Annotated in this window: 22 protein-coding genes and 1 pseudogene; 9 read left to right on the plus strand and 14 right to left on the minus strand. The window is 75.6% G+C overall.

Annotation, left to right across the window (positions count from 1 at the left end; translation table 11 throughout):
* Positions 1-121: 121 nt before the first annotated feature.
* From B4U46_RS04735 to B4U46_RS04750, 4 genes are all read right to left on the minus strand, one after another.
* A complete protein-coding gene (locus B4U46_RS04735) occupies positions 122-604 on the minus strand; it encodes an NUDIX hydrolase (RefSeq protein ID WP_079424334.1) in 483 nt (160 codons plus the stop codon).
* Between the two features lie 9 nt (positions 605-613).
* Entirely contained in the window at positions 614-2,248 is a 1,635-nt protein-coding gene (gene lnt / locus B4U46_RS04740; protein ID WP_079424336.1) for an apolipoprotein N-acyltransferase, read from the minus strand.
* Between the two features lie 74 nt (positions 2,249-2,322).
* A complete protein-coding gene (locus B4U46_RS04745; RefSeq protein WP_237292631.1) occupies positions 2,323-2,838 on the minus strand; it encodes a hypothetical protein in 516 nt (171 codons plus the stop codon).
* Between the two features lie 234 nt (positions 2,839-3,072).
* On the minus strand, positions 3,073-3,873 hold the full coding sequence (locus B4U46_RS04750; RefSeq protein WP_079424338.1) for a glutamate racemase: 801 nt from the start codon (positions 3,871-3,873) through the stop codon (positions 3,073-3,075).
* A gap of 175 nt (positions 3,874-4,048) precedes the next feature.
* Here B4U46_RS04750 and B4U46_RS04755 point away from each other — a divergent pair.
* The 5 genes and pseudogenes from B4U46_RS04755 to B4U46_RS04775 all read left to right on the plus strand — a co-directional run bounded on the left by B4U46_RS04755 (position 4,049) and on the right by B4U46_RS04775 (position 10,612).
* Positions 4,049-5,217: pseudogene (locus tag B4U46_RS04755) on the plus strand (glycosyltransferase).
* A gap of 288 nt (positions 5,218-5,505) precedes the next feature.
* Complete coding sequence (locus B4U46_RS04760; RefSeq protein ID WP_079424340.1) at positions 5,506-6,069, plus strand: DUF6643 family protein; 564 nt, start codon at positions 5,506-5,508, stop codon at positions 6,067-6,069.
* A gap of 119 nt (positions 6,070-6,188) precedes the next feature.
* Positions 6,189-7,016: an MOSC domain-containing protein gene (locus B4U46_RS04765; RefSeq protein ID WP_079424342.1), complete on the plus strand. Its 828-nt coding sequence runs from the start codon at positions 6,189-6,191 to the stop codon at positions 7,014-7,016.
* A gap of 387 nt (positions 7,017-7,403) precedes the next feature.
* Positions 7,404-8,021 carry a hypothetical protein gene (locus B4U46_RS04770; protein WP_079424344.1) on the plus strand — a complete coding sequence of 206 codons (618 nt, stop codon included), beginning with the start codon at positions 7,404-7,406 and terminating at the stop codon, positions 8,019-8,021.
* A gap of 143 nt (positions 8,022-8,164) precedes the next feature.
* Entirely contained in the window at positions 8,165-10,612 is a 2,448-nt protein-coding gene (locus tag B4U46_RS04775; RefSeq protein ID WP_079424346.1) for a right-handed parallel beta-helix repeat-containing protein, read from the plus strand.
* Here the strand turns inward: B4U46_RS04775 and B4U46_RS04780 are convergent.
* Complete coding sequence (locus B4U46_RS04780) at positions 10,563-13,133, minus strand: hypothetical protein (protein WP_107438229.1); 2,571 nt, start codon at positions 13,131-13,133, stop codon at positions 10,563-10,565. The genes B4U46_RS04775 and B4U46_RS04780 overlap by 50 nt on opposite strands.
* Before the next feature lie 193 nt (positions 13,134-13,326).
* Here B4U46_RS04780 and B4U46_RS04785 point away from each other — a divergent pair, with 193 nt between their 5' ends.
* A complete protein-coding gene (locus B4U46_RS04785) occupies positions 13,327-13,839 on the plus strand; it encodes an SRPBCC family protein (RefSeq protein WP_079424348.1) in 513 nt (170 codons plus the stop codon).
* A 25-nt stretch (positions 13,840-13,864) separates the two neighbouring features.
* Here B4U46_RS04785 and B4U46_RS04790 read toward each other — a convergent pair whose 3' ends face one another.
* Entirely contained in the window at positions 13,865-15,025 is a 1,161-nt protein-coding gene (locus B4U46_RS04790; protein ID WP_079424350.1) for a PLP-dependent cysteine synthase family protein, read from the minus strand.
* 199 nt (positions 15,026-15,224) lie between these two features.
* On the opposite strand from B4U46_RS04790, the gene B4U46_RS04795 reads away from it, so the two are divergent.
* Positions 15,225-15,770 (plus strand): ATP-binding protein, encoded by a 546-nt coding sequence (locus B4U46_RS04795; RefSeq protein ID WP_079424352.1) that lies wholly within the window; start codon positions 15,225-15,227, stop codon positions 15,768-15,770.
* Between the two features lie 39 nt (positions 15,771-15,809).
* Here the strand turns inward: B4U46_RS04795 and B4U46_RS04800 are convergent, their stop codons facing one another.
* Positions 15,810-17,108, minus strand: coding sequence for an ROK family protein (locus B4U46_RS04800; RefSeq protein ID WP_079424354.1), 1,299 nt, complete (start codon positions 17,106-17,108; stop codon positions 15,810-15,812).
* Positions 17,109-17,151: 43 nt separating this feature from the next.
* Positions 17,152-17,808 (minus strand): alpha-ketoglutarate-dependent dioxygenase AlkB family protein, encoded by a 657-nt coding sequence (locus tag B4U46_RS04805; RefSeq protein ID WP_079424356.1) that lies wholly within the window; start codon positions 17,806-17,808, stop codon positions 17,152-17,154.
* A 36-nt stretch (positions 17,809-17,844) separates the two neighbouring features.
* Between B4U46_RS04805 and B4U46_RS04810 the strand changes: the two genes are divergently transcribed.
* Complete coding sequence (locus B4U46_RS04810) at positions 17,845-18,588, plus strand: maleylpyruvate isomerase family mycothiol-dependent enzyme (protein WP_079424359.1); 744 nt, start codon at positions 17,845-17,847, stop codon at positions 18,586-18,588.
* 149 nt (positions 18,589-18,737) lie between these two features.
* On the opposite strand, the gene B4U46_RS04820 is transcribed toward B4U46_RS04810, so the two are convergent.
* The 5 genes from B4U46_RS04820 to B4U46_RS04840 all read right to left on the minus strand — a co-directional run bounded on the left by B4U46_RS04820 (position 18,738) and on the right by B4U46_RS04840 (position 22,062).
* Entirely contained in the window at positions 18,738-19,205 is a 468-nt protein-coding gene (locus tag B4U46_RS04820; protein ID WP_079424361.1) for a hypothetical protein, read from the minus strand.
* A gap of 2 nt (positions 19,206-19,207) precedes the next feature.
* Positions 19,208-19,552, minus strand: coding sequence for a hypothetical protein (locus B4U46_RS04825; RefSeq protein WP_079424363.1), 345 nt, complete (start codon positions 19,550-19,552; stop codon positions 19,208-19,210).
* A gap of 10 nt (positions 19,553-19,562) precedes the next feature.
* Complete coding sequence (locus B4U46_RS38910; protein WP_237292634.1) at positions 19,563-19,706, minus strand: hypothetical protein; 144 nt, start codon at positions 19,704-19,706, stop codon at positions 19,563-19,565.
* A 410-nt stretch (positions 19,707-20,116) separates the two neighbouring features.
* On the minus strand, positions 20,117-21,091 hold the full coding sequence (locus B4U46_RS04835; protein ID WP_079424365.1) for a spherulation-specific family 4 protein: 975 nt from the start codon (positions 21,089-21,091) through the stop codon (positions 20,117-20,119).
* Between the two features lie 272 nt (positions 21,092-21,363).
* A complete protein-coding gene (locus B4U46_RS04840) occupies positions 21,364-22,062 on the minus strand; it encodes a TetR/AcrR family transcriptional regulator (RefSeq protein WP_079424367.1) in 699 nt (232 codons plus the stop codon).
* A 161-nt stretch (positions 22,063-22,223) separates the two neighbouring features.
* Between B4U46_RS04840 and B4U46_RS04845 the strand changes: the two genes are divergently transcribed.
* Entirely contained in the window at positions 22,224-22,682 is a 459-nt protein-coding gene (locus B4U46_RS04845) for a nitroreductase/quinone reductase family protein (RefSeq protein WP_079431568.1), read from the plus strand.
* Positions 22,683-22,827: 145 nt separating this feature from the next.
* Here B4U46_RS04845 and B4U46_RS04850 read toward each other — a convergent pair whose 3' ends face one another.
* On the minus strand, positions 22,828-24,018 hold the full coding sequence (locus B4U46_RS04850) for a geranylgeranyl reductase family protein (protein ID WP_079431569.1): 1,191 nt from the start codon (positions 24,016-24,018) through the stop codon (positions 22,828-22,830).
* Positions 24,019-24,102 lie beyond the last annotated feature (84 nt).

The raw sequence follows: 24,102 nt of genomic DNA on the forward strand, positions 1-24,102 counted from the left end.
CGGCACGGCACCTCGCTGCGTTGTCGGACCGCGCAAGTACGTCCAGTACGAGCCGCGGCCCTCCGCCTTGCGATGCACCGCACCGGACACCGCGAACCGGCAAACCTTTCCGGCCACAGCACTAGGCCGGGTCCGGAACCTCGAACCAGGTCGGCTCCTCGGCGAGGGAACGGTGGATCCGGCGCAGGGCGAAGGGCTCCAGCGGCGGCAGGCCGTCCGGGGCGAACCAGGCCACCTCCAGCAGCTCGCCGTCCGCGGCGCGGGCCTGTCCGCCGGTGGCCCGGCAGCGGAAGGTGATGTCCTGGTACTGGCAGACGTCGCCGTTGGCGTAGGTGACCGGTTCGAGCATCTGGACGAGGACGACCCGCTCGGGAACGCACCGGACGGCCGTCTCCTCGTAGACCTCGCGCACGGCCGTCTCGGCGGGCTGCTCTCCGGGCTCGGCGATCCCGCCGACGACCGACCAGCGGCCGGTGTCGGCCCGGCGCCCGAGCAGCACCCGGCCCTCGTCGTCGAAGACGACGGCGGTGACCCCGGGCAGCAGGAGCAGCCGGCGGCCGGCGCCGGAGGCCCGGATCTCGCGGATGAACTCGGGTGTGCTCATGCGCCGCCCCTACGGGTTCGCGCGGCGGGCGCGGATCCGGCGGGCCAGGACCGTGCCGAGGCCGGCGGCGGCGGCCAGGACCAGCGCGTACTCGGGCAGCGGGCCCAGGCGGGTGGCCGGGGTCTCGGTGGAGCGCAGCGGGATCTCGTCGACGAGCGCGTCGGCGGTGAACATCTTCGTCTGCTTGACCACCGTGCCGTCGGGGCGGATGACCGCGCTGACGCCGCTGGTGACGGGGACGAGGACGCTGCGGCTGTGCTCGACCGCGCGGATGCGGTCCATGGCCAGCTGCTGGTAGGTCATCTCGGTCCGGCCGAAGGTGGCGTTGTTGCTCGGGACGGCGATGACCTGGGCGCCGGCCTGGACCGTCGAGCGCACGGCGTCGTCGAAGGCGGCCTCGTAGCAGGTGACCATGCCGACGCCGGTGCCCGCCATGTCGAAGACGCCGGGCTCCTTGCCGGGGCCGAAGTCGCGGCGGACCCGGTCCACGTCGGAGCTGAACAGCCGGACGAAGGAGCGCATCGGGATGCGCTCGCCGAAGGGCTGGATCTTGCGCTTGTCGTAGGTGTCCACGGGGCCCTTGGCCGGGTCCCACAGGATCATCGTGTTGCGCAGCGGGCCGGTCTCGGGGGCGAGGACGGAGCCGATGGCGGTGGGCACGCCGACGGCCCGGACCGCGTTGTCGATGACGGCGTGGGCGTCGGGCTGGGTGAACGGGTCGATGTCGGAGGAGTTCTCCGGCCACAGCACGAAGTCGGGCCTGGGGACCCGGCCGGCCTTGACGTCCTCGGCGAGCTGGATGGTGCGGTTCGCGTGGTTGTCGAGGACCTGGCGGCGCTGGGCGTTGAAGTCGAAGCCCGCGCGGGGCACGTTGCCCTGGATGACGGCGGCGACGGCGGTGCCGTCCTCGGCGGCATCGGAGACCAGCGGGCGGGCGGCGAGGGCCGCGCCGACGGGGGCGGCGACGGTGAGGGCGGCGAGGGCAGCGGCGGTGCGGGTGGGCTGGCGTCGGGCGATGCGGGCGGCCCCGTACAGGCCGAACCCGCAGAGGGCGACGGCGAAGGAGAGCAGCGGGGTCCCGCCGACGGCGGCGAGCGGTACGAAGATCCCGTCGGCCTGCCCGTAGGCGAGGCGGCCCCAGGAGAACCCGCCGAACGGGGCCCGGGCGCGCAGGGCCTCGACGGCGACCCAGACGGCGGCCGACCACACCGGTGCGGCGGGCAGCCGGCTGACCAGGGCGATGCCCAGGCCGGCCAGGCCGATGAGGAGGGATTCCAGGGTGACGAGGGCCAGCCACGGCACGGGGCCGACGCCCTCGCTGGTCCAGACGAGCAGCGGCAGCAGGTAGCCGAGCCCGAAGAGGAAGCCGAGCCCGAAGCCGGCCCGGGCCCGGCGGCCGTGCAGGCAGCCGGCCAGCAGGGCCAGGGCGAAGGGGGCGAGCCACCACAGGGGGCGGGGCGGGAAGCTGAGGTAGAGCAGCACGCCGGCGAAGGCGGCCGAGGCGGGGCGCACCAGGGCGGCGGCCCGGCGCTTCCCCGTGCCGGGGGAGGTCGCGGCGGCGGCCGCGCTCGGGCTGTCCGCTACGGCTGGTCCGGCGGGCTGCGAGGGCTCGCTCTCGGCGGCCCGGGTGACACTGCTGCTCATCTGGCGGAGTGTACGTGCCCGTACCCCAAGGACTGGTAAGGCCACGGGCCCCCCTGCGGGGGCCGGGGCCGGGTTCAGCGGGCGAGGGCGCGCAGGTGGGTGCGGATGACGCGGACGGCGTTCTCGGCATCGTCGACGGTGACGGTGAACAGCTTGCCGTCGCCGAGCCGCAGCTCCACGCCCTCCCCGCGCCGGACGATCACCGCGGTGCCCTTCTCCGGCCGCCACCGGTACCCCCAGCCGCCCCACTGCTGCGGGGTGACCCGGGGAAGGAACTCGGCGGCGGTGACCTCCGCGAGGCGGATCTTGCGGCGCGGCAGCCCGATGTGGCCGCAGCGCACCTCCATGGCCTCGGCGTCGACGGTGACGGCCACGTACACGAAGGCGAGGGTGCCGTAGAGGATCAGCAGCCCGGCGGCGAGGCAGCCGATCACGGACATCAGCAGCGGAACGTATCCGGAGGCCCAGGAGTTGTCGACGGCCAGCTCGACGCCGAGCGCGAGGCAGGCCGCCCCGGCGGCGGCCAGCAGCCACTGCGCCCGGTTGGAGGCACGGCCCGTCCAGAGGGGGCCCGGAGGGTGACCCGTCATGAGCAGCAGCGTACCCACGTTCCGCATGTCCGCCACCGCCTCTGCGCCACTCGGCGCATCCCGCTCCCGGAGCCCGGGGTCCCGTCCGGTCCGCGCCTGCCCGCGCTTGACCTCGACCAAACTCGAGGTCCTGCGTTCGCCGTCATGACACAACAGACGCAGACGCAGCCCCAGCCCCACGACGAAGCGGTCCGGATCGTTCCCGAGCGCTACCGGACGGCGGTGCGGGGCGGGCTACCCGCCCACGGTGGCGTTTTGGTCCTGGCCGGCCAGGAGGCGGCCTTCGGCGTAGGCGAGGGCCGCGTCGGGCAGGGTGGACGGGCGGCCGCTGTGCAGGACCGTCAGGCCGCCGGTCCGCGGCAGCTCCGGCGCGGGCTCGGCGCCGATCCGGCGCAGGGCCTGGACGGCGACGGCCTCGGCGGAGCCGTAGTACCGCAGCCGCGCCCCGCCGGTGCGCGCGGCCAGGGCGGCGCGGATGGACTCCTCGACGAGCTCGTAGTGCGTGCAGCCGAGGACCACGTCCGTGACGTCGGCCGGGGTCAGCTCGGCGGCGGCGGCGACGGTGCGGGCGATGGCCTCCTCGTCGGCGTACTCGACGGCGTCGGCGAGGCCCGGGCAGGGCACCTCGGTGACCTGGACGCCCGCGGCGAAGTCGCGGATCAGCCCGCGCTGGTAGGGGCTGCCGGTGGTGGCGGGGGTGGCCCAGATCGCCACCCGCCCGCCCGCCGCCGCGGCGGGCTTGATGGCGGGGACGGTGCCGATGACGGGGATCCCGGGCTCCAGCTCGGCCCGCAGGGTGGCCAGGGAGTGCACGGAAGCGGTGTTGCAGGCCACGATCAGCGCGTCGGGCCGCAGCTCGGCGGCGGCCCGGGCGACGGCGCGGGCGCGCTCGGTGAGGTCGGCAGGGGTACGCGGCCCCCAGGGCATCCCGTCGGGGTCGGAGGACAGCAGCAGATCGGCGTCGGGCCGCAGCCGACGCGTCGCGGCGGCCGCAGCGAGGAGGCCGATTCCCGAGTCCATGAGCGCGATCTTCACCGGGTCACCTTAGTCGACGCCCCCGCCCACCCCTCGAATCCCGGCCCGTCATACCGCAGCAAACCATCCCATTACTCCTATACATTTACGAGACCCCGCCCGCGGCTGCGGCGATGCCGGAGGTGATCGGCCCGGACGCGGGACACGCCCCGCCCGGTTCGGCGAGACTGCCGCCATGGGCCTCCTCATCGCCGCCTACGCCTCCCTCGCCGCCTGGCTCTGGCTGACCCTCGCCCAGGGCATGTTCTGGCGCACCGACACCCGCCTGCCCCGCGCACCGCCCCCGCCCGCTGGCCCTCCGTCGCCATCGTCGTCCCGGCCCGGGACGAGGCCGGGGTGCTGCCGCTGAGCCTGCCGTCGCTCCTCGCCCAGGACTATCCCGGCGAGGCGGGCATCGTCCTGGTCGACGACGGCAGCACCGACGGCACCGCGGACCTGGCCCGCCGCCTGGCCGCCGAGCAGCCCGGCCTCCCCCTCACGGTGCTCAGCCCCTCCGACCCCCCGCCCGGCTGGACCGGCAAGCTCTGGGCCCTGCGCCACGGCATCACCCACGCGACCGCGAGCGCACCCGACGCCCCCGAGTACCTGCTGCTCACCGACGCCGACATCGCGCACGAGCCCGACAGCCTCCGGGAACTGGTCGCCGCCGCGACCACCTCCGGACTCGACCTGGTCTCCCAGATGGCCCGGCTGCGCGTCGTCAGCGTCTGGGAGCGGCTCGTCGTGCCCGCCTTCGTGTACTTCTTCGCCCAGCTGTACCCCTTCCGGCGCATCAACCGCCCCGGCGCGCGCACCGCCGCGGCCGCCGGGGGGTGCGTCCTGCTGCGCACGGAGGCGGCCGTCCGCGCCGGGATCCCGGACTCCATCCGCCAGGCCGTCATCGACGACGTCGCCCTCGCGCGGGCGGTCCAGCGCTCGGGCGGGCGGATCTGGCTCGGTCTGGCGGAGCGGGTGGACAGCGTCCGCCCGTACCCGGCCCTGGCCGACCTGTGGCGGATGGTCTCGCGCAGCGCGTACGCCCAACTCCGCCACCAGCCGCTGCTGCTGGCCGGGACGGTGGCCGGGCTGGTGCTGGTCTACCTGGTCCCCCCGGCGGCACTGTTCGCCGGGCTCGCGGCCGGCCGGCCCGCCGTCGCCGCCGCCGGCGGGCTGGCCTGGCTGCTGATGGCCGGCACCTACCTGCCGATGCTGCGCTACTACCGCCAGCCGGCGGCGCTCGCGCCGCTGCTGCCGTTCACCGCGCTGCTGTACCTGCTCATGACCGTCGACTCGGCCGTGCAGCACTACCGGGGGCGCGGGGCCGCGTGGAAGGGCCGTACCTATGCCCGGCCGAGCGATGCCTGAAACCACCCGGGCGGCACCGGCCGGACCTGACGGGAGGTCACCCCGGCATCGCGCCCGCGTCCGGCGATGTCATCCGAGGTCACCGCGTTGTGACCGTGCGTCAGTTCCGGATGCGTGCACGGGCCAACCGGCGAGTACGAGTGCGAACAAGGCGGGGTGCATGTGGCGAATCGTGCACGTGAACGTCAAGTGAAAGCTGTGGCTCTGACCTGGGAATATGCAGGTCAGAGCGGTGTTGCCGCCACCTGGCTATGGACCCGGTGAAGCCGTGGGCTTAACTTGTCTCCCATGACCTCCCCCCGCTCCACTTATGGCGGCGGTTACTACTCCGCGCCCTCTTTCCCGGACACCCCCATCTACGACTCCCTCGTCGCAGAACGCGGGACTCCGCAGATCGCCCCGATCCGCGTTCCGGCCGCCTACGACACCCCTGGTGCCGGTTACTCGAGCGGTGGATACCTTCCGGCCCTCGCCTCCTCCATGCCTGCCCTGCCGCCCGCGTCGCCGCAGCCGATGCCGGCCCCCGCGTACGGCTACGGGTACCAGCAGCAGCCGGCCGCGCCGGCCCCGATGCCGGTTCCGCTTCAGCACGCGCCCGCCCCGTACGTCCCGCAGCAGCAGCTCCCGCCCCGGGGCGGGTTCGTGCCGCAGCAGCAGCCGCAGCAGCAGCCCCGGCCGCTCGCGGCGGGCACGGGGTACGAGGCCATGCGCCCGGCGGCCCCGCGCCCGATGGCGGCCCCGGTGCAGATGGTCGCGCCCGTGCCCACGGCCGTGCCGGCCGCCGCGGCGGTCCCCTCGTACCCCTCGTACCAGGACCCCTACGGAGGCCAGTACCAGAGCCGCGGCTACTGACCGGCCGCGCCACGCCCCGGCGCGCCCCGGCCGTGACCGCGCCGGGGTCCGCGGCCGGAACCCGCGCCCTGTGCGAAACGCGGTGGGGCGCAGGCACGGGCGGCTGGCAAAATGCCCCCATGTCGAACTTGTACGTCCAGTCCCTCCATGTCCATCCCGTCAAATCGGTAGCGGGGACCGCTCCCGACGAGATGGCCGTGGAGCCCTGGGGCCCGGCCGGTGACCGCCGGTGGGCCGTCGTCGACGAGACCGGCGCGATCATCACCCAACGCCAGCAGGCGCGGCTGGCCTTGGCCTCGTCCCGTCCGCTGGCCGGCGGGCGGGTCGGCCTGTCGGCGCCCGGCATGCCGGACCTGACCGTGGACGTGCCGGAACCGGGCCCGCTGGAGCCGGTGGTCCTGTTCGGGAAGAAGGTCGACACGGTGGTCGCCTCGGCGGCCGCCGCCGAGTGGTTCAGCGCCTACCTCGGGCAGCCCGCGCGGCTGGTCCACCTCGACGACCCGGCCGTCCGCCGGCCCGTCGACCCCGACCACGCCCTGCCCGGCGAGACGGTCAGCCTCGCCGACGGCTACCCGGTGCTGCTGGCCACCGCCGCCTCGCTGGACGCCCTCAACGCCCTGATTGCCGAGGGGGACCACCCCGAGGAGGGCCCCCTGCCGATGAACCGCTTCCGCCCGAACGTGGTGGTCGGCGGCCCCCTCGATGCCTGGGCCGAGGACGGCTGGCGGCGCATCGCGATCGGCGACGCCGTCTTCCGCGGGGTGCGCGAGTGCGGGCGGTGCATCGTCACCACCACCGACCAGGCCACGGCCGAGCGCGGCCGGGAGCCCCTGAAGACCCTGGCCCGCCACCGCCGCATCGGCAAGTCGCTCGCCTTCGGGCGCCAGCTGGTGCCGGTCGTCCCGGGGACGGTGCGCGTCGGTGACGAGGTACGCGTCCTGGAGTGACCCTCCGCCCCCTTCACACCCCGCACTCCGCGCCCGGCCCGCCCCTGACCACGGCGGCCGGGCGGACAAGCCGGGGGGCCTCCGGGCGGACACGCCGGGGGACCCCCGGGCGGAGAAGCGGGGGGGGAAGCGGGGGGGAATGACACCTTCGAGGGGCTCCCGGGGCCTGCCGGAACCAACCGGCGGCGCGGGGCCGTTGGAGCATGCGGGACGGCCGGACCCCCGCCGGGGCAGGAGCACCGGATCGGGTGAAGGACGTCCCGCGCGTCCCGGAATGCGCGTCCTGCGGGTATGCGCGAGGCTTGGACGCGCGGACCGACGCGGACCCGCCGACAGACGCGGACCCGCGGACAGACGCAGACTGGCATGGGCAGGGGGAGCCGGACCGTGCGGACAGCAATGGGTGTGTGGCGCTGGCGGCGCAATCCGCTGCGCAGGCCGACCGACCTGGTCGAGGCGTGGGTGGCCTGTGTCGCGCTGGTGTGCGTGCTGCTGGTGGCTCCGGCCGTCGGCTGGGCCGCCGGCCTCCGGGTGGACGGGGTCCTGCAGCGGGCCGCGCGCGAGCAGCGGCAGGAGCGGTACCTGGTCCCGGCCGTGGTGGTGCGGCCCACGGCCGCGGCCGGCGCGGTGGCCGGCGGGCGCGCAGAGCCCTCGGCCCAGCGGACGGCGCCGGCGCGGACCACCATCGTGGCCTCGTGGACCGCGCCCGACGGCAGCAGTCACGAGGGGGCGGTCCCGGCGGCGGAGGAACCGCCGCGTCCGGGCGACCGGTTCCGGATATGGACCGACATCCGGGGCCGGCTCGTGGGGCAGCCGCTCGACCCCGGCGCCGCCTCCTTCCACGCCGCGATGGCCGGGCTGGCCGCCGCGCTCACCGCGGCCGCGCTCGCGGAGACCCTGCGCCGGCTCGTCGTACGAAGGCTCATGCATCGGCGGTACATGCGTCTGGACCGGGCGTGGGCGGCGGCCGGGCCCGACTGGGGCCGGGCGGGTGCGGGCAGCTGACCTGGCAACTCCCGGGCCCCGCGCGCGCTACGGTGGAGCCGCAGGCCCTCCGGCCGCTTCGGCGCCCGGGTGGGGCCGCGGCCGCTTCAGCCGCTCCGGCCGGTCCGGCAGCGCGAGTACGAGGGTGGGGGCACGGCAGCACGATGGCTCAGGGCACGGTCCAGGTGACGCACGGCGGGGCCTCGCGGTGGCGGCGGCGCTCAGGTGAGTATCCGACGCTGGGGGCCGCCCTCGCGGTCGCGGGCGACGGCGACGTACTGTCCGTCTCCCCCGGTACCTACCGGGAGAACCTGGTGCTGCGTCATGCCGTCACCCTGCGCGGGCCCGAGGGTGCGGCGGCGGGTTCGGTGCGGATCGCCCCGCTCGACGGGGTCGCGCTGACCGTGCGCGCCTCCGCGGTGGTCCAGGACCTCTACCTGGAGGGGGCGGACCGGGCGGCGCCCGCGCTGCTCGTCGAGGAGGGTTCCCCCGAGCTCAGCGACCTGCGGGTGCACACCCGTTCGGCTTCCGGCATCGAGGTGCGCGGCGGGGCCCGCCCCCTGGTCCGCCGGTGCACGGTGGAGAACCCGGCCGGGGTGGGGATCGCCGTACTGGACGGTGGCGGCGGGGTGTTCGAGGAGTGCGAGGTGGTCGCGGCCGGGCAGGCCGGGTTCTCGGTGCGCGGCGGGCATCCCCGGCTGGAGCGGTGCCGGATCCACCACGCCATCGGCGCGGGCATCGCCGTCACCGGCGAGGGTTCCGGGCTGGAGGCGCTGGGCTGCGAGGTGTACGAGATCAAGGGCAGCGGGGTGCAGGTGGCGGGGCGGGCCGCCGCCCGGCTCACGGACTGCTCGGTGCACCGCACCTCCGGCGACGGGGTCACCCTCGACACCGACGCGGTCCTGGCGCTCGCCGGGTGCGACATCCACGACATCCCGGAGAACGCCGTCGACCTGCGCTCCCGTTCCGTGCTCACCCTCAGCCGGACCACGGTCCGCCGGTTCGGGCGCAACGGCCTGTCGGTGTGGGACCCGGGGACCAGGGTGGAGGCGGAGTCCTGCGAGATCCACGACAGTACGGGCGACTACCCGGCGGTGTGGATCAGCGACGGGGCCACCGCCTCCCTGAAGTCCTGCCGGCTGCATGACGTGCCGGACGCGCTGTTCGTCCTGGACCGGGGTTCGCGCGCCGACGTGGCCGACAGCGACCTGACGCAGGTGCGCAACACCGCCGTCTCCGTGAGCGACGGCGCGACCGCCCGGCTGGAGGACTGCCGGATCCGCGAGGCGGGCACCGGGGCGTGGTTCCGCGATCACGGCAGCGGCGGCACCCTGACCGACTGCACCGTCGACGGCGTGCAGACGGGGGTGATCGTCACCAAGGGCGCCGACCCCGTCCTGGATCGGGTCACGGTGACCACCGCGGCCGAGGCCGGGTTCTACGTGTCGGCGGCCGGCCGGGGCACCTTCACGGACTGCCGGGTGACGGGCAGTTCCGGCTTCGGGTTCCACGTGATCGACGGCTGCCGCAGTACGCTCACCGGCTGCCACACCGAGCGCTGCGCGCGCGGCGGGTACGAGTTCGCGGAGGACGGCCCGTTCGCCGAGGGGTGCACGGGCGACGAGCCGGGGACCCGGGTCGCCGCGGAGGCGGTCTCCGGCGCCGGGACGCGGCCGGGGGTGCGTACGGCGACGGCCGTGCAGGACGTCGGGGGGCGGCCGGCCGGGGCGGACGGGCCGGCGCCGCTGCCGGAGCCCCGGGCCGGGGCCCGGGAGGCGGCGGGCACGGCCGGCCGGGGCTCGGGCGAGGTGCTGGGCCAGCTCGATGCGCTGGTGGGGCTGGAGAGCGTCAAGCGCGAGGTACGGGCCCTGACGGACATGATCGAGGTGGGGCGCAAGCGGCAGCAGGCGGGCCTCAAGGCGGCTTCGGTCCGCCGGCATCTGGTCTTCACCGGCTCCCCGGGCACGGGCAAGACCACGGTCGCCCGGCTGTACGGGGAGATCCTCGCCTCCCTGGGGGTGCTGGAGCGCGGCCACCTGGTCGAGGTGTCCCGGGTGGACCTGGTGGGCGAGCACATCGGGTCCACGGCCATCCGTACCCAGGAGGCCTTCGAACGGGCGCGGGGCGGGGTGCTGTTCATCGACGAGGCGTACGCGCTGGCGCCGGAGGATTCGGGCCGGGACTTCGGGCGCGAGGCGATCGACACGCTGGTGAAGCTGATGGAGGACCACCGGGACGCGGTGGTGGTGATCGTCGCCGGGTACACGGAGGAGATGGAACGGTTCCTGACGGTCAACCCGGGCGTGGCGTCCCGGTTCTCACGGACCATCACCTTCGGCGACTACGGGCCGCACGAGCTGCTGCGGATCGTCGAGCAGCAGGCGGAGGAGCACGAGTACCGGCTGGGCGAGGGCACCGCCAAGGCGCTGCTGGAGTATTTCACGGAGCTGCCCAAGGGCCCGGCCTTCGGCAACGGGCGGACCGCGCGGCAGACCTTCGAGTCGATGGTGGAGCGGCACGCGGGCCGGGTGGCGCAGCTGGCCGAGGCGGGCACGGACGAGCTCACCCTGCTGTTCCCGGAGGATCTGCCGGCTCTGCCCACGCCTTGCTGAGCCGCTGGGCGGGCAGGGCCGCGCCGTCCGGTGCACCGGGCCGGGCGAGGCCGGCCAGTCGGGCGAGGAGCGCGTCGCGTTCGGCGGTGAAGGCCGGGTCGGCCTGGTAGTCGGCGTGCCGCAGGATCGGCGCGGGCAGCGGGTGCAGGGGGTCGCGGCCGTAGGCCACCGGGTCGGCGAGGGGGCCCCGGTCCACGGATCCTTCCGCGTCGGCACCGGCCCGCCCGGGCCCGCCGGTGCCGGCGGACCCACCGACGCCGACGGGCCCGCCGATGGGGTCGGTGGCCCGCCACAGGTTGCGCCAGCAGTCCAGGTCGCGGTGGAGGGCGGCGAGCGGGCCGGGGCCGAAGTAGGTGGGGAACCAGCGGCCGTAGAGCCGGGCCAGCGGGGATCCATACGTGAGGAGGCCGACGCGGCGGCGGGTCTCGGCCGGCAGCTGCCAGACGGCTGCCGCCGCCAGCACGCTGCCCTGGGAGTGTCCGGAGATGACGAGCCGTCCTCCGGTCCGGGCGGTCCAGCCCGTCATCCGCCAGGTCAGGTCGGGCACGGCCCGCTCGGCGTAGCAGGGCGGGGCGAAGGGGTGGGCGGCGCGCGGCCAGAAGGTGCCGACGTCCCACAGGATGCCGATGGTGCGGCGGGAGGCGGGGTCGCGGTAGGCGCGGCGGCCCAGGGCGACGAAGGCGGCCATGCCGAACCCGATCAGCCAGGATCCGCTGTCCTGGGCGGCCCGGGCGGCGGCCGCGAGCAGCGGGTGGGCGTCCCGGGCCGCCTCGGCCGGGACCCGTCCGCTCACCCAGGCCCCGGCGAGGGCACCCGCGCCGAGGAGCAGGGTGACCAGGCAGACGGCGCCGACGAACCAGGGCGCGGTGTCGGTCAGCGCGGCGGCGGCCCGCGCCCCGGCGATGCGCCGGCTGCGGTCGGGGTCGGGCACGGCCCCGGGGTACTCGGCGGCGATGCCGGCGGCGGCCCTGCGCCGGGCGGCGGCGGCCCGGACCCCGGCCGCGGCGGCGACCAGCGCCAGCGCGAGCAGCAGCGGCGGCAGGACGGAGGCCTGCCAGGACAGCAGCACGGGCGGCCCGGGCAGCGGGTCCCCGGGCGTGCCGGGGGTCGCGGCCCCGTCGAGCCAGTCGGCCACGCGCTGGGCGACCCCGCCGGACATGACCCCGCCGAGGGCGCAGCCGAGCAGCGCGGCGGCCGGGCCGCCGAGCCCTGCGAGGGCGGCTCCCGGGGTCGGCGCGCGGCGGTGGAGGCGGCGGGCGACGAGGGCCAGGGCCAGGACGCAGCCGCCCTGGCCGAGCATCAGCACCCCGAAGGCGAAGTCGCCCGGGAGCCGCCCCGAGGAGGTCCAGCCGGGGCGGGACCAGCCGGAGTGGAGGAGGACCGCGGCCAGCAGCGCGAGGGCGCCGGAGGGCAGCAGGGTGACGGCAGCCCGGTCGAGCCGGTGGTCGGGCCGGGCCTCGGTACGGCCGCGCCGGCAGACCACCCACAGCACGGTCGCCGCCCCGGCCGCGAGCAGCGCCTGCACCGCCCAGCCGGCGGCGAGCAGCCCGGCGGGGGTGGTGGCGGAGCGGCGGTCCTCGCGGACGGTGGGGGCTGCGACGGCGACGGCCACGGTGAGGAGCCCGGCGGCGGTGTGGGCGGCGCGCAGCCGGGCCACGATCCGGCGCCCGTACCAGAATCCGGGCCGGCCGAGCGGGGCGTCGCCGTGGCCGGCGGGGCCCGGGGTCCCGGCGGAGCCCGGGGTCCCGGCGGAGCCCGGGGTCCCGGCGGAGCCCGGGGTCCCGGCGGGCGGGGGCTGGGACTCGTAGGCGCTCCAGGTGCGGGCCGACAGGAACCAGAGCAGTCCGGTGAGCGCGGCCGGGACGAGGGCGCCGAGCGCGAGGCGCCGCCCCGGCTGCGCCCACCAGCCGCCGGGCCGCAGGAAGGAGAGCGGTCCCCGGGACCCCAGACAGGTGCGGGAGCCCGCGCACTGCCAGGCGAGGAGGTCCAGGGCGACCTCGCAGGCGGCCGCCACGAGCAGCACGGTGAGGGCGAGGGCCAGGAGCCGCACGAGGAGCCCGTACGCGCGCACCGCGCGGGGCTGCGGCCCGGCGGGCGCGGTGGCGGGCCGGGCCCAGTGGGCGAGGTTGGCCACCATGAACGGCAGGAGCAGCAGCCACAGGGCACGGGCGCCGTTGCCGGAGGTGAGCCGGGACCAGCAGTAGGCCTCGGGGACGGGCCGCCCGGCGTAACGCCCGGGGTGGGCCTCGGCGTCGGCGTCCTCGGCGCGGCGGAAGACTGCGGCGGTGGAGTCGCCCGTCACCCGGACGGGGTGCGGATCACGGAGCAGCTCGCCGGGGGCGGCTCCGGCCACTCCGTGCACGAACAGTTCGAGGGCGAGCGGTGACGCCGTCGGCGGCGCGGGCGCCCGGCCGGTCTGCGGCGCCCCTTCGGGCGGGACGGTCTGCGGCGCCGCGTCGGAGGGGACGGTCTGCGGCGCCGCGTCCGGCGGGACGGCGTCGGGGGCGGCGGGCTGCGGCATGAGGGGCCTCCGCGGGGAGGGCGGCGGATCGGGGCCCGGAGCGGCGGGCGGGTTCGGGCCGCTTCCAGCATCCCGCGCCAAGAGGCCGCTGCCCAGGCCCCGTTCGCGTGACGGTACCGAGGACATCTGACGGCCAGCCAGATATCGTGGGCGCCACCGTGCCCGCCGTCGCCACACCACAGGGGGAAACGCCATGACCCGCCGACTCCGCCCCGTGGGGCTGGACTTCCTCGACCGGGCTCCGGCCCGTCTCGTGTTCACGGCCAGGGCTGCGGCCCCGCCGCAGGCCCTGTACCGGGCGCTCGCCGAGGACGTGACCGGCTGGCCGGCCTGGTTCCGGGCGGTGTCGCTGGCCCGGCCCACCGGGGGCGGTGCCGGGCGGGAGGTCAGGCTGGTGGGCGGGGTGCGGTTCCAGGAGACGGTCGTGGCCGCGGAGGCTTCGCGGCGCTACGCGTACCGGGTCGACGAGACCAACGTGCCCGGGCTGCAAGCCCTGTTGGAGGAGTGGCTGCTGGCCCCGGCCGCCGGGCCCCGCTCCCCCGGCGACCGCTCCCCCGGCACCCTCGTGCGCTGGACCTTCGCGGCCGACGGCCCTGCCCCCCTGCGCCTCGCGCTGGCGGCCGCCCGCCCGGGGCTCGGCCACTCCTTCCGTACGGCGGTGCGCACCCTCGACGCCCGCCTGACGGCCGCCCCGAGCCGCGGCTGAGCCCCTTGGCGCACCGTGCGCGGCCTCAGGCCCGGGGCTCTGCCCAGGTGCCGGTCTCCAGCAGCGTCTCGATCGTCTTCGCGTACGGGGCGATGTCGAGGCCCTGCGCCGCCAGCCACTCGTCCGAGTAGTACTTGTCGAGGTAGCGGTCGCCCGGGTCGCACAGCAGGGTCACGACGCTGCCCGTGCGCCCCTCCGCCACCATCTCGGAGACGATCTTCAGGGCGCTCCACAGCCCGGTGCCCGTGGAGCCACCGGCCTTGCGCCCTATGGCCTGTTCGAGGGCGCGGCAGGCGGCGACGCTCGCCGCGTCCGGGACCTTCATCATGCGGTCGATGGCGCCGGGCACGAAGCTCGGCTCCATCCGGGGCCGGCCGATGCCCTCGATGCGGGAGCCGCAGTCGCTGCTCGCGTGCGGGTCGTGGTTCGTCCAGCCCTCGAAGAAACAGGAGTTCTCCGGGTCCGGGACGCAGATGCGGGTGTCGTGCTGCATGTAGTGGACGTAGCGGGCGATGGTGGCGGAGGTGCCGCCGGTGCCGGCGGTCGCCACGATCCAGGCGGGCTCGGGGTAGCGCTCCAGGCGCAGCTGCTGGTACATCGACTCGGCGATGTTGTTGTTGCCGCGCCAGTCGGTGGCCCGCTCCGCGTACGTGAACTGGTCCATGTAGTGGCCGCCGGTGCGGGCGGCGAGGTCGGCGGACTCCTCGTACATCTTCATGGAGTCGTCGACGAAGTGGCATTCGCCGCCGTGGAATTCGATGAGGCGGCACTTCTCCGGGCTGGTCGTGCGCGGCATGACGGCGATGAAGGGCACGCCGATCAGCTTGGCGAAGTAGGCCTCGGACACGGCGGTGGAGCCGCTGGAGGCCTCGATGACCGGGCGGCCGGGGCGGATCCAGCCGTTGCACAGCGCGTACAGGAACAGCGAGCGGGCGAGGCGGTGCTTCAGGGAGCCCGTCGGGTGCGTGGACTCGTCCTTGAGGTAGAGGTCGATGCCCCAGGCCTCGGGCAGCGGGAAGCGCAGCAGGTGAGTGTCGGCGCTGCGGTTGGCGTCCGCCTGGACCTTGCGCACGGCCTCCTTGAGCCAGGCGCGGTATTCGGCGTCGCTGCGGTCGACGTCGACGGTGGTCGTCGTCACCGCGGCCGTGTTCGAGGCCGGCGTAGCGGTGGTGCCGGTGGTGCTCATGCGCCCTGCTCCTTTGTCGGTTCCAGTGCCCCCTCCTTTCGAAATGTACCCCCCTCACCTGCGCAAACGGTCACTTTGGGTTTCTATGCGGATCGCTTTCGGTCGCGTTCGGTTGCACGCGGCGCGACGGTGGGTGACCCTTGAGATTGCGTCACCGAGGGTGCAGCACCCGTAACACTGATGTCGGGGAGTCGCAGCCGTGATCACACATTCCCGCAGGCACTGCGTCGTGGAACTGCAGGCCCTGCCCGCGCGGATCGGCCAGGTCCGCAGGATCGTCTCCGCCCAACTGCGCCACTGGCAGCTCGATCCGCTCATAGACCGGGCTGCGCTCGGCGTGACGGAGCTGCTCAGCAACGTCCACCGCCACGCGCAGCCCGACAAGGTCTGCACGGTCGAGATCGAACTCCGCCTCGGACGGCTGACCGTCTCCGTCCACGACAGCGATCCGCGGCTGCCCGTGCTGCGCGAGGCCGGTGGCCTGGAGACCTGCGGCCGCGGGCTGGCACTCGTGGAAGCGGTCAGCGAGGCGTGGGGGGCCCGCCACCGGCCGGACGGACCCGGCAAGGTGGTCTGGTTCTCGATGCGGGCCGCCCCCGCCCCGGCGGCGCCGCCGCACACGGTCCGTATCGGCGCGAAGAAGCCCGTACGGGAGCCCGCCCGGGCGGTGATCGGCGCCGTGGACGCACATCCCGTCGTGACGGGCGTGCCGGCGTCGGTGTCGGTCGGCACCCGGCCCGGGTGACGCACCCCCGGCCCGCCCGCCGGCCCGGGCCGCAGCGGCTCAGGCCGCGGTGCCCAGCGTTCCCAGCGGATCGTCGAGCACCGGCTGCCAGGCCAGCTCCGCCGCCCCGACGAGGCTGTTGTGGTCGAGGGTGCACGGCAGGATCGGCACGCCCCCGCTGCGCCCCCACAGGCTCCGGTCCGCTACCACGGCGCGCAGCCGCTCCGGGTCGGCGTACAGCAGCTCGCGGTGGAGCCCGCCGAGGATGATCCGGTCCGGGTTCAGGATGTTCACCAGCCCGGCCAGGCCCAGCCCGAGCCGGTCGATGAGCTCTTCGGCGGCCGCCCGTACCGAGGGCTGCGCATACTCGGCGCGCAGCAGGTCGCGGGCCTGCTGGAGCAGGGACACCTCGGGACCCGGCGTGCGGCCCGCCGCGGTGAGGAAGGCCAGCGGGTCGGCCTCCACGTCCAGGCAGCCCCGGCTGCCGCAGTGACAGGGCCGGCCCTCGGGGTTGACCGTCAGGTGGCCGACCTCCAGGGCCAGGCCGGAGCTGCCGCTGTGCAGCCGGCCGTCCAGCACCAGCGCGCCGCCGACCCCGCGGTGGCCGGTGGCCACGCAGAGCAGGTGCTGCGCGCTGCGGCCCGCCCCGTGGCGGTGCTCGGCGAGCGCGGCGAGGTTCACGTCGTTGCCGGTCAGGGCCGGTCCGTCGATCCCGGCCGCCTTCACGCACTCGGCGAAGATGGCCCGGACGGGTGACCCGGCCGGCCAGGCCAGGTGCAGCGGGTTGAGGGCCGTGCCGTCGGGCTCGGCGACCGCCGAAGGCACGGCGAGGCCCGCGCCGATGCAGCGCCGGCCCGACGCGGCGAGCAGCTCCGCCCCCGCCCCGACGACGGCGCCGAGCACCTGCGCCGGGTCGGCGGAGACGGTGACCTTGCCGGGGGCGGTGGCCACGATCCGTCCGCCGAGGCCGACGAGCGCGGCCCGGAACCCGTCCGAGTGCACCTGAGCGGCCAGCGCCACGGGCCCGTTCTCGTCGACGGCGAGCCGGTGCGAGGGGCGGCCCTGGGCGCCGCCCGCGCCACCGGGGCGGGAGTCGACGCGGATCAGGCCGAGGGCTTCCAGCTCGGCGGCCACGGCCCCGGCGGTGGCCCGGGTGACGCCCAGCTCGGCCGTCAGCACCGCGCGCGTCGGGGCCCGGCCCGTGTGGACGAGTTCCAGCGCGGGGCCCAGGGCGCTGCGGCCCCGTTCGAGCTTGCTCTTCGTGGAGACCGAGGAGGACGTGGAGGGCGGGGAGGCCGGGGAGGCCGTGGGAGCCGTGCTCTCGTCCCCCACCCCCGGCGGGGCGCCGTTGCCGTTCATGCAGCGATCCTCGCATGATCGGGGAGGTGCCCGGCGCCCCGGCCTACGCTCCCGGGCCGCCGACCCGCAGGGTGACGTTCAGCCGCCCGGTCAGCCCCAGTGCGGGCGGGGCGGTGCCGGGCAGGACCTTGGGCACCCCGTGGTAGGCGAGCCGGCTGGGGCCGCCGAAGACGAACAGGTCCCCGCTGCGCAGCTCGACGTCCCGGTAGGGGCGGCCGCGCGAGGCGGTGTTGCCGAAGCGGAAGAGGCAGGCGTCGCCGAGGCTGAGCGAGACGACGGGGGCGGGCGAGCGTTCATCGGCGTCCCGGTGCATGCCCATGCGGGAGTCGGCGCCGTAGAAGTTGACCAGGGCGATGTCGTACGCCTCGGCGGCCGGCGGAGGCGTGCCGTAGGCGTCGGTGACGGCCCGCCGCCCCAGCTCGGCGAGCCAGGCGGGCATCGGCTTGACGGGGGCGCCATCGCCGTCCACGGCGGTGGGGGCGTAGCCGTACGGGTACCAGTGCCGCCCGAGGCACACCTGCCGGGCGGTCATCGTCCCGCCGCCGGGGGTGTGGACGGTACGCAGCCCGGCCGGCGGGCGGGCCCAGGCGCGGCAGGCCTCCAGGAGCTCGCGCTGGCGCCGCGGCCCGAGCCAGTCGGGCAGGTGCACGGCGCCGGGTGCGACCTCGGTCCGCTCGCGCGCGAAGAGTTCACCGTCCATCCCTCCATTGTCAGGGGCTGCTGGCACACTCGGGGCATGAAGATCAACGAGTACGTGGAAGCGCTGGCGCGGGAAGGCGAGCTGCTGGCGGACGAGGCCGAACGGGCGGGCACGGACGCCCTGGTGCCCACCTGTCCCGAGTGGCGGGTGACCGACCTCCTGCGGCACACGGGGGCGGTGCACCGCTGGGCGGCGGGGTACGTGACGGACGGGCTGGTGGAACCGGTGCCCTTCCCGGCGGCGCCCGAGCTGGTGGGGGCCGAGCTGCTGGCCTGGTTCCGGGAGGGGCACGCCGGGATAGTGCGGGCCCTGAGCGAGGCGCCGGCGGAGCTGGTGTGCTGGACCTTCCTGCCGACGGCGCCGCCCTCGCCGCTGGCGTTCTGGGCGCGGCGGCAGGCGCACGAGACGGCCGTCCACCGCTTCGACGCCCAGGCGGCGCGGGGCGTGGCCTTCGGCGAGGTCACCCCGGAGTTCGCGGAGGACGGGGTGGACGAGCTGCTGACCGGCTTCCACGCCCGGCCGCGCAGCCGGGTGCGGACCGAGGAGCCGAAGGTGGTGCGGGTCCGGGCGGCGGACACGGGCGCGGTGTGGACGGTCCACCTGTCGAAGGAACCGGCCCGGACGGTCCGGGGGGACACGGGCGAGCCGGCGGACTGCGAGCTGACCGGCCCGGCGTCCTGGCTGTACGCGGCCCTGTGGAACCGCCTCCCCCTGGCGGGGCCGGGGGTGACCGGCGACGTGACGCTGGCCCGGCTGTGGCAGGAGACGGCGGGCATCTGAGGGCGGAGACCGGCGGGGGCACGGCGCCCCGCCGGTCACGCCGGTCCGCCGGTCACGCCGGTCCGGCGGTCCGGCGGTCCGGCGGTCCGGCGGTCCGGCGGTCCGGCGGTCCGGCGGTCCGGCGGTCCGGCGGTCCGGCGGTCCGGCGGTCACAGTCTGAACAGCACCCCGCGCCAGGTCCATCCAGCGCCGAGGACGGCCTTCTGCAGCGGGACGCGCATGTCCCGGGTGCCGAAGCGGAACGTCTCGACCTTCTGCCGGCTGCCGTCCGCCGCCTTCCTGACCTCCCACTGCCGGTACACCATGTCCGCGGGCCCGCGCCCGTACTGCCGGTTCGCGCCCTCGGAGGTCGGCGCCCACCGCTCTTCGAGGACCCGGACGGCGTGCGCCCCGGCGTCCAGGCGCATCCGGGTCCTGAGGGTGACGTCCAGCGCCGCGATGACGCATTCCGCGACCAGATCCGCGCCGCCGTCCCCCGGGGTGGCCTCGCGCACGGTGAACCGCGCGTCCGGTCCGGCGGCCGCGAGCAGCGCGGCACGGACCTCCTCGGCGGGCTTGCGTGCGACACCGGCGCGCGGGTGGGCCGTGCCGGTCAGCTTGTCCCTGAGCCGCCCCATCGCTAGGCCTCGTTCCCGGTGCCCGGGCGGACCGAACTCACGAAGTCCTGGAAGTCGCCGAGGACTTCGTCGTGCTGGCCCGCTGTGGCGGTGAGGACCAGCCGGACGACCGCACGCCTGCGCGGCTCCGCGACGTCCGCCATGGACAGGTACACCTGGGACTGGACGAGGGCGCGGCGCACGCCGCCGGCGACCGCCTGGAAGGCCAGCCGCTGGATCAGCGCGGGTGCGGTGTCGCCGTAGCGGGTCGCGGCCTTCTCCAGTTCGGCCGGCATCGCCTCCCACTTCCCGGCGGCCGTCGTCAGCAGGCTCAGGTCCGTGGTCATGACTTCGTGGTAGTTCAGCACCGCGGGCTCCTCACAGGTCGTTCAGCTTCGACTGCGAGGCACGGAACTGGTTGTGGATGCCCGTGTCGTTGCGCGCGAAGAGGCCGGAGGCGCCGCGCAGGGCGCTCTTCTCCGCCGAGAGGCGGCACATCAGGACCTTCACCTGCTTGTCCACAGGTCTCCGCCACGGCCTTCAGGCCCGCCGCCGTCTCCCAGCCGTCGAAGCCCTTCTGGGCCGTGCTGGTGGCGTCGTCCGCGACTTCGGCGGCCTTCTTGGTGTTCGGCTCCAGCTCGGTCTCGATCGTGCCGGCCGCATCCTGCTTCTGCTTCGGCGTCGAGGCGAAGTCCCCGGGCCCGGAGCCGAGTCCGGGCACCGGCCCGGGCGCGGGACCGCCGGAGGGCTCCGCCGGCAGGTGGTCCAACCGCATGCCGGTCTGCTCGTCCGTGCCGGCCGCCTGCCCGTCGGCCGCCTGTGCGTGGCCGGAATCATTCGACATGTTCACGCCTCCCCCGCCGGAAGGCACTGATCATATGCATGGCCGCTGTCCACGGCGCAAAGAGCCTGGCGCCGGGGGGCGGCCGGATCTAGCCGAGGGCGGCGGCGTAGCCGGTCTGGGCCTGGTATCCCCAAGCGGGCGCCGTGTCCCAGGGGTTGGGCATCGCCGCGCTGGTCGCGTAGACGTAGCCGGCGCCGCGCGCGAAGGCGGTGGCGAGGGTGGTGCGCATGGCAGCGGGATCCGGGACGTCGTGGACCAGGTGCCAGAACGCCGTTCCGCTCGGGTCGAGTTCGGCTCCCGGGCGGTAGGCCCCTGCCGCGTCGAAGACGTTGCCGCCGGGCCAGTCGCCGGAGGTGTAGTCCGCGTACGCGCCCTCGTAGGTGACGAAGACGTCGGCGGTGCGGTGGCCGGGTTCGAGGTAGCAGTCGGCCGTGGCGGTGCCGGGGTTGTCGACGACCAGCTCGGGGACGTCCGGGGCCACGGAGTGCATGGTGTCCTGGACGTAGCGGCGCAGGGCCGCGTAGTGGTCGCGGGTGGCGTTGCCGGGGCCGCACTCGCGGCTGACGACGTCGAAGAAGATGCCGTCGACGTGGAGCCCGCCGTCGGGGGTCCTGAGGTAGTTGTCCACGGAGGCCCGGACGGCGGCGGGGTCGCGGTCGCCGCGGTCGGTGTGGACGTAGCCGAGGACCTTCGGCCGCTCGCCGGTGGCGGTGGTACCGCTGCGCAGGGCGTCAGCGCGGGCACGCCAGGAGGAGTCGAACGGGGCGTCGCCGTTCCCGGGGTTCAGGACGACGACGGAGGCGGCGGGGGCGGTGGCCGTGAGCTCGGCCAGCACCGGGTCGTCGGCCCACACGTAGGCGGGGACGGCGATCTCCAGGCCGCGCACACCGGGGGTCCGGGGCGGGCGGGCCGCCACGGGCGCGGCCGGCCCGGATCCGGCGGAGGGTCTGGAGGGCGGCGGCGGTTCGGCCGAGGCCGTCACCGCCGGGGCGGGCGCGGCGAGCAATCCGGTCAGCAGGACGGCGCAGAGGGCCTTCAGAGCGCGGGCGGGGGCCAGGGCCATGACTGTTCCTCCGACGGCGGCAGGGGCGACCCGAGGAACAGTAGGCGCGCGGTCTGGCCGTGAGCGCCGAACCGCCGTCATCCGTATGAGGGACAGACAACCGAATCGTCACCTCATCCCGTGAATCCGGCCGTCGGCCGCCGGCGGCCACGCGGGCGCCGCACGGCCGGCGGACACCGCGAGACCACGCGGGCATCGCGAGGGCACGCGGGAATCGCGAGGGCACGCGGCACGGCACGCCCGGCGGCGGGACGCCCGGCGGCGGGACGCCGTCAGAGTGCGGGCAGGCCTACCGCGTGCGCCAGTTGGCCGGCGGCGTGCGCGAAGAAGGCCTCGCGCTCTTCGACCACGTTCTCGAACTGGCCGAACAGCTCGAAGGAGACCAGTCCGGCGAGCTGCGCCCAGGCGGCGACGAGGGCGGCCGTGACCTCGGGGGGCAGGCCCTCGGCGAAGTCGGCCGTCATCCGGCCGGCCTCCGCGCGCAGGGCGGCGGGCAGTGGGGGCAGGGCGAGTCCACGGCCCTCGTGGGCGGAGCGGAGGATGGCGACGAGGACGTTGGCGACGCGGGAGGCGGGGACGATCGTGTCCTGGGGGGCGCTGTAGCCGGGGACGGGGGAGCCGTAGATGAGGGCGTACTCGTGCGGGTGCGCGAGCGCCCAGGCGCGGAAAGCCTCACAGACGGCCGTCCAGCGGGCACGGGGCGCGGCGCCGGCGGCGAGGGCTGCCGCTCCGGCCGCCTCGGCAGCGGCGCCCACGCTGTCGTACGCGTCGATGATCAGCGCGGTGAGCAGCTCGTCGCGGCTCGGGAAGTAGCGGTAGAGGGCGGAGGAGACCATGCCCAGCTCGCGGGCGACGGCGCGCAGCGAGAGCTTGGCGGCCCCCTCTTCCGCGAGCCGGCGGCGCGCCTCGTCCTTGATGGCGGCGGTGACCTCGATACGGGCCCGTTCCCTGGCCCCTCGCACGGTGCTCATGCGGATCAGTGTGACATACACGTGGAGCAGTGCACAAAAATCGGAGCACCGCACTCTTGAGAGAGCACTGCTCTTGCTTTGGTGCACCGATCCGTGCACACTGATCTCAAGAGAGAGCAGTGCTCTCGCAATCACAGTCCGACATCGCCCCGGAGGCCACCGTGAACGCGTCCACCCCGCACTACATCAAGGCCGGCCCGCTGGAGACCCGCCTCAACTCGCTCCTCGGCAAGCTCGCCCGTCTCGGCATCAGCCTGGCCGGCACCGCGGAACTGTCGGTGCGCGGCCGTACCTCCGGCAAGATGCAGCGCATCCCGGTCAACCCCCACACGTTCGAGGGCGCCCAGTACCTGGTCTCGGCCCGCGGCCACTCCCAGTGGGTCCGCAACATGCGCGTGGCGGGCGGCGGCGAGCTCCGCCTGGGCCGCAAGGTCCGCCCGTTCACCGTCACCGAGCTCACCGACCCGGTGGAGAAGGCGGCCGTGCTGCGCGCCTACCTGGAGAAGTGGGGCTGGGAGGTCAACCGGTTCTTCCAGGGCGTCACGGCCGAGTCCACGGACGCCGAACTGCAGGCCGCCGCCGGGGACCCCCCGGTCTTCCGCATCGCGGTGACCGGCTGATCCCCGCAGCCCTGCCTCGCGGCCCCGCAGCCCTGCCTCGCGGCCCCGCGGCCCGGACGCGCGGCCCCGGCCCCCCGGCCCGGCGGCGCGCTGCTCGCCGTCGCGCCCCCGCCGCCAGCCCCTCCGGCCCCCAGCCCCGCCGGCGTCAGCTCCGGCCGCTCCGCGCCAGACGGGCGTCCAGCAGGTGCAGCGCCTTGCGCGCCATCGGATGCGTGCGGACCAGGTCGGCCAGGTTCGTGGACCCGCGCGTGATCCCGGCGAAGGCCTTCCAGGCGGGCCGCAGCCCCGTCAGCGCACCGTGCATCAGTCCCGGACGGGACTCGAAGACGGTCAGCATCCGCTTGCCGACGCTCATCTCCACGCCCAGCCCGGCCTTGACCGCGAAGGCGTAGTTCAGCGCCTGGCGCCGCGCGTCCACGGCGTCCTGCGCCTCGGCGATCTTCGCGGCCCACTCCCCCGCGAGCCGTCCCGAACGCAGCGCGAAGGAGATCCCCTCGCGGGTCCACGGCTCCAGCAGACCGGCCGCGTCACCCGCCACCAGCACCCGGCCGCGCGACAACGGGGACCCGGGCTTGCGGCAGCGCGTCAGGTGCCCGGAGGAGACGGCCGGCTCGAAACCGGCCAGACCCAGCCGCGCGACGAAGTCGTCCAGGTACCGCTTGGTCGCGGCCCCCTCGCCCTTCGCCGAGATGACGCCGACGGTGAGTGTGTCGCCCTTGGGGAAGACCCACCCGTAACTGCCCGGCAGCGGACCCCAGTCGATCAGGACGCGGCCCTTCCAGTCCTCGGCCACGGTCGCCGGGACCGGGATCTCCGCCTCCAGCCCGAGGTCGACCTGGTCCATCTCCACCCCGACGTGGGCGCCGATGCGGCTCGCGCTGCCGTCCGCGCCGACCACCGCCCGGGCCAGCACGGTCTCCCCGTCCGCGAGCACCACCGCGACCGTGCGCCGGTCGGGCACCGACGCGCCGTGCTGCTCGACCCGGCTCACCGCCGTCCCCGTGCGCAGCACCGCGCCGGCCTTCTCGGCCTCCGCGACCAGCGCCGCGTCGAACTCGGGCCGGTTGATCAGCCCGAACAGCATGCGCTTCGAACGCCGGGTCCGGGTCAGCTTCCCGTCCAGGGAGAAGGTCACCGCATGGATCCGGTCCTTGAACGGCAGGACGAAGCCCGGCGGCAGGGCGTCGCGCGAGGGACCGATGATGCCGCCGCCGCAGGTCTTGTAGCGGGGCAGTACGGCCTTCTCCAGCAGCAGGACGCGCCGCCCCGCGCTCGCCGCCGCGTACGCGGCCATCGCCCCGGCCGGGCCGGCGCCGACCACGACGACGTCCCACACCTCGCCGGTGCCGTCGGCCGGGCCGTCGCCCGCCTGCCCGTCCCGGTCCTGGGCGGCCCCGGCCGCCTGCTCCGCTTCCGTTGC

The sequence above is a fragment of the Streptomyces katrae genome (assembly GCF_002028425.1).
Lineage (GTDB): Bacteria > Actinomycetota > Actinomycetes > Streptomycetales > Streptomycetaceae > Streptomyces > Streptomyces katrae_A.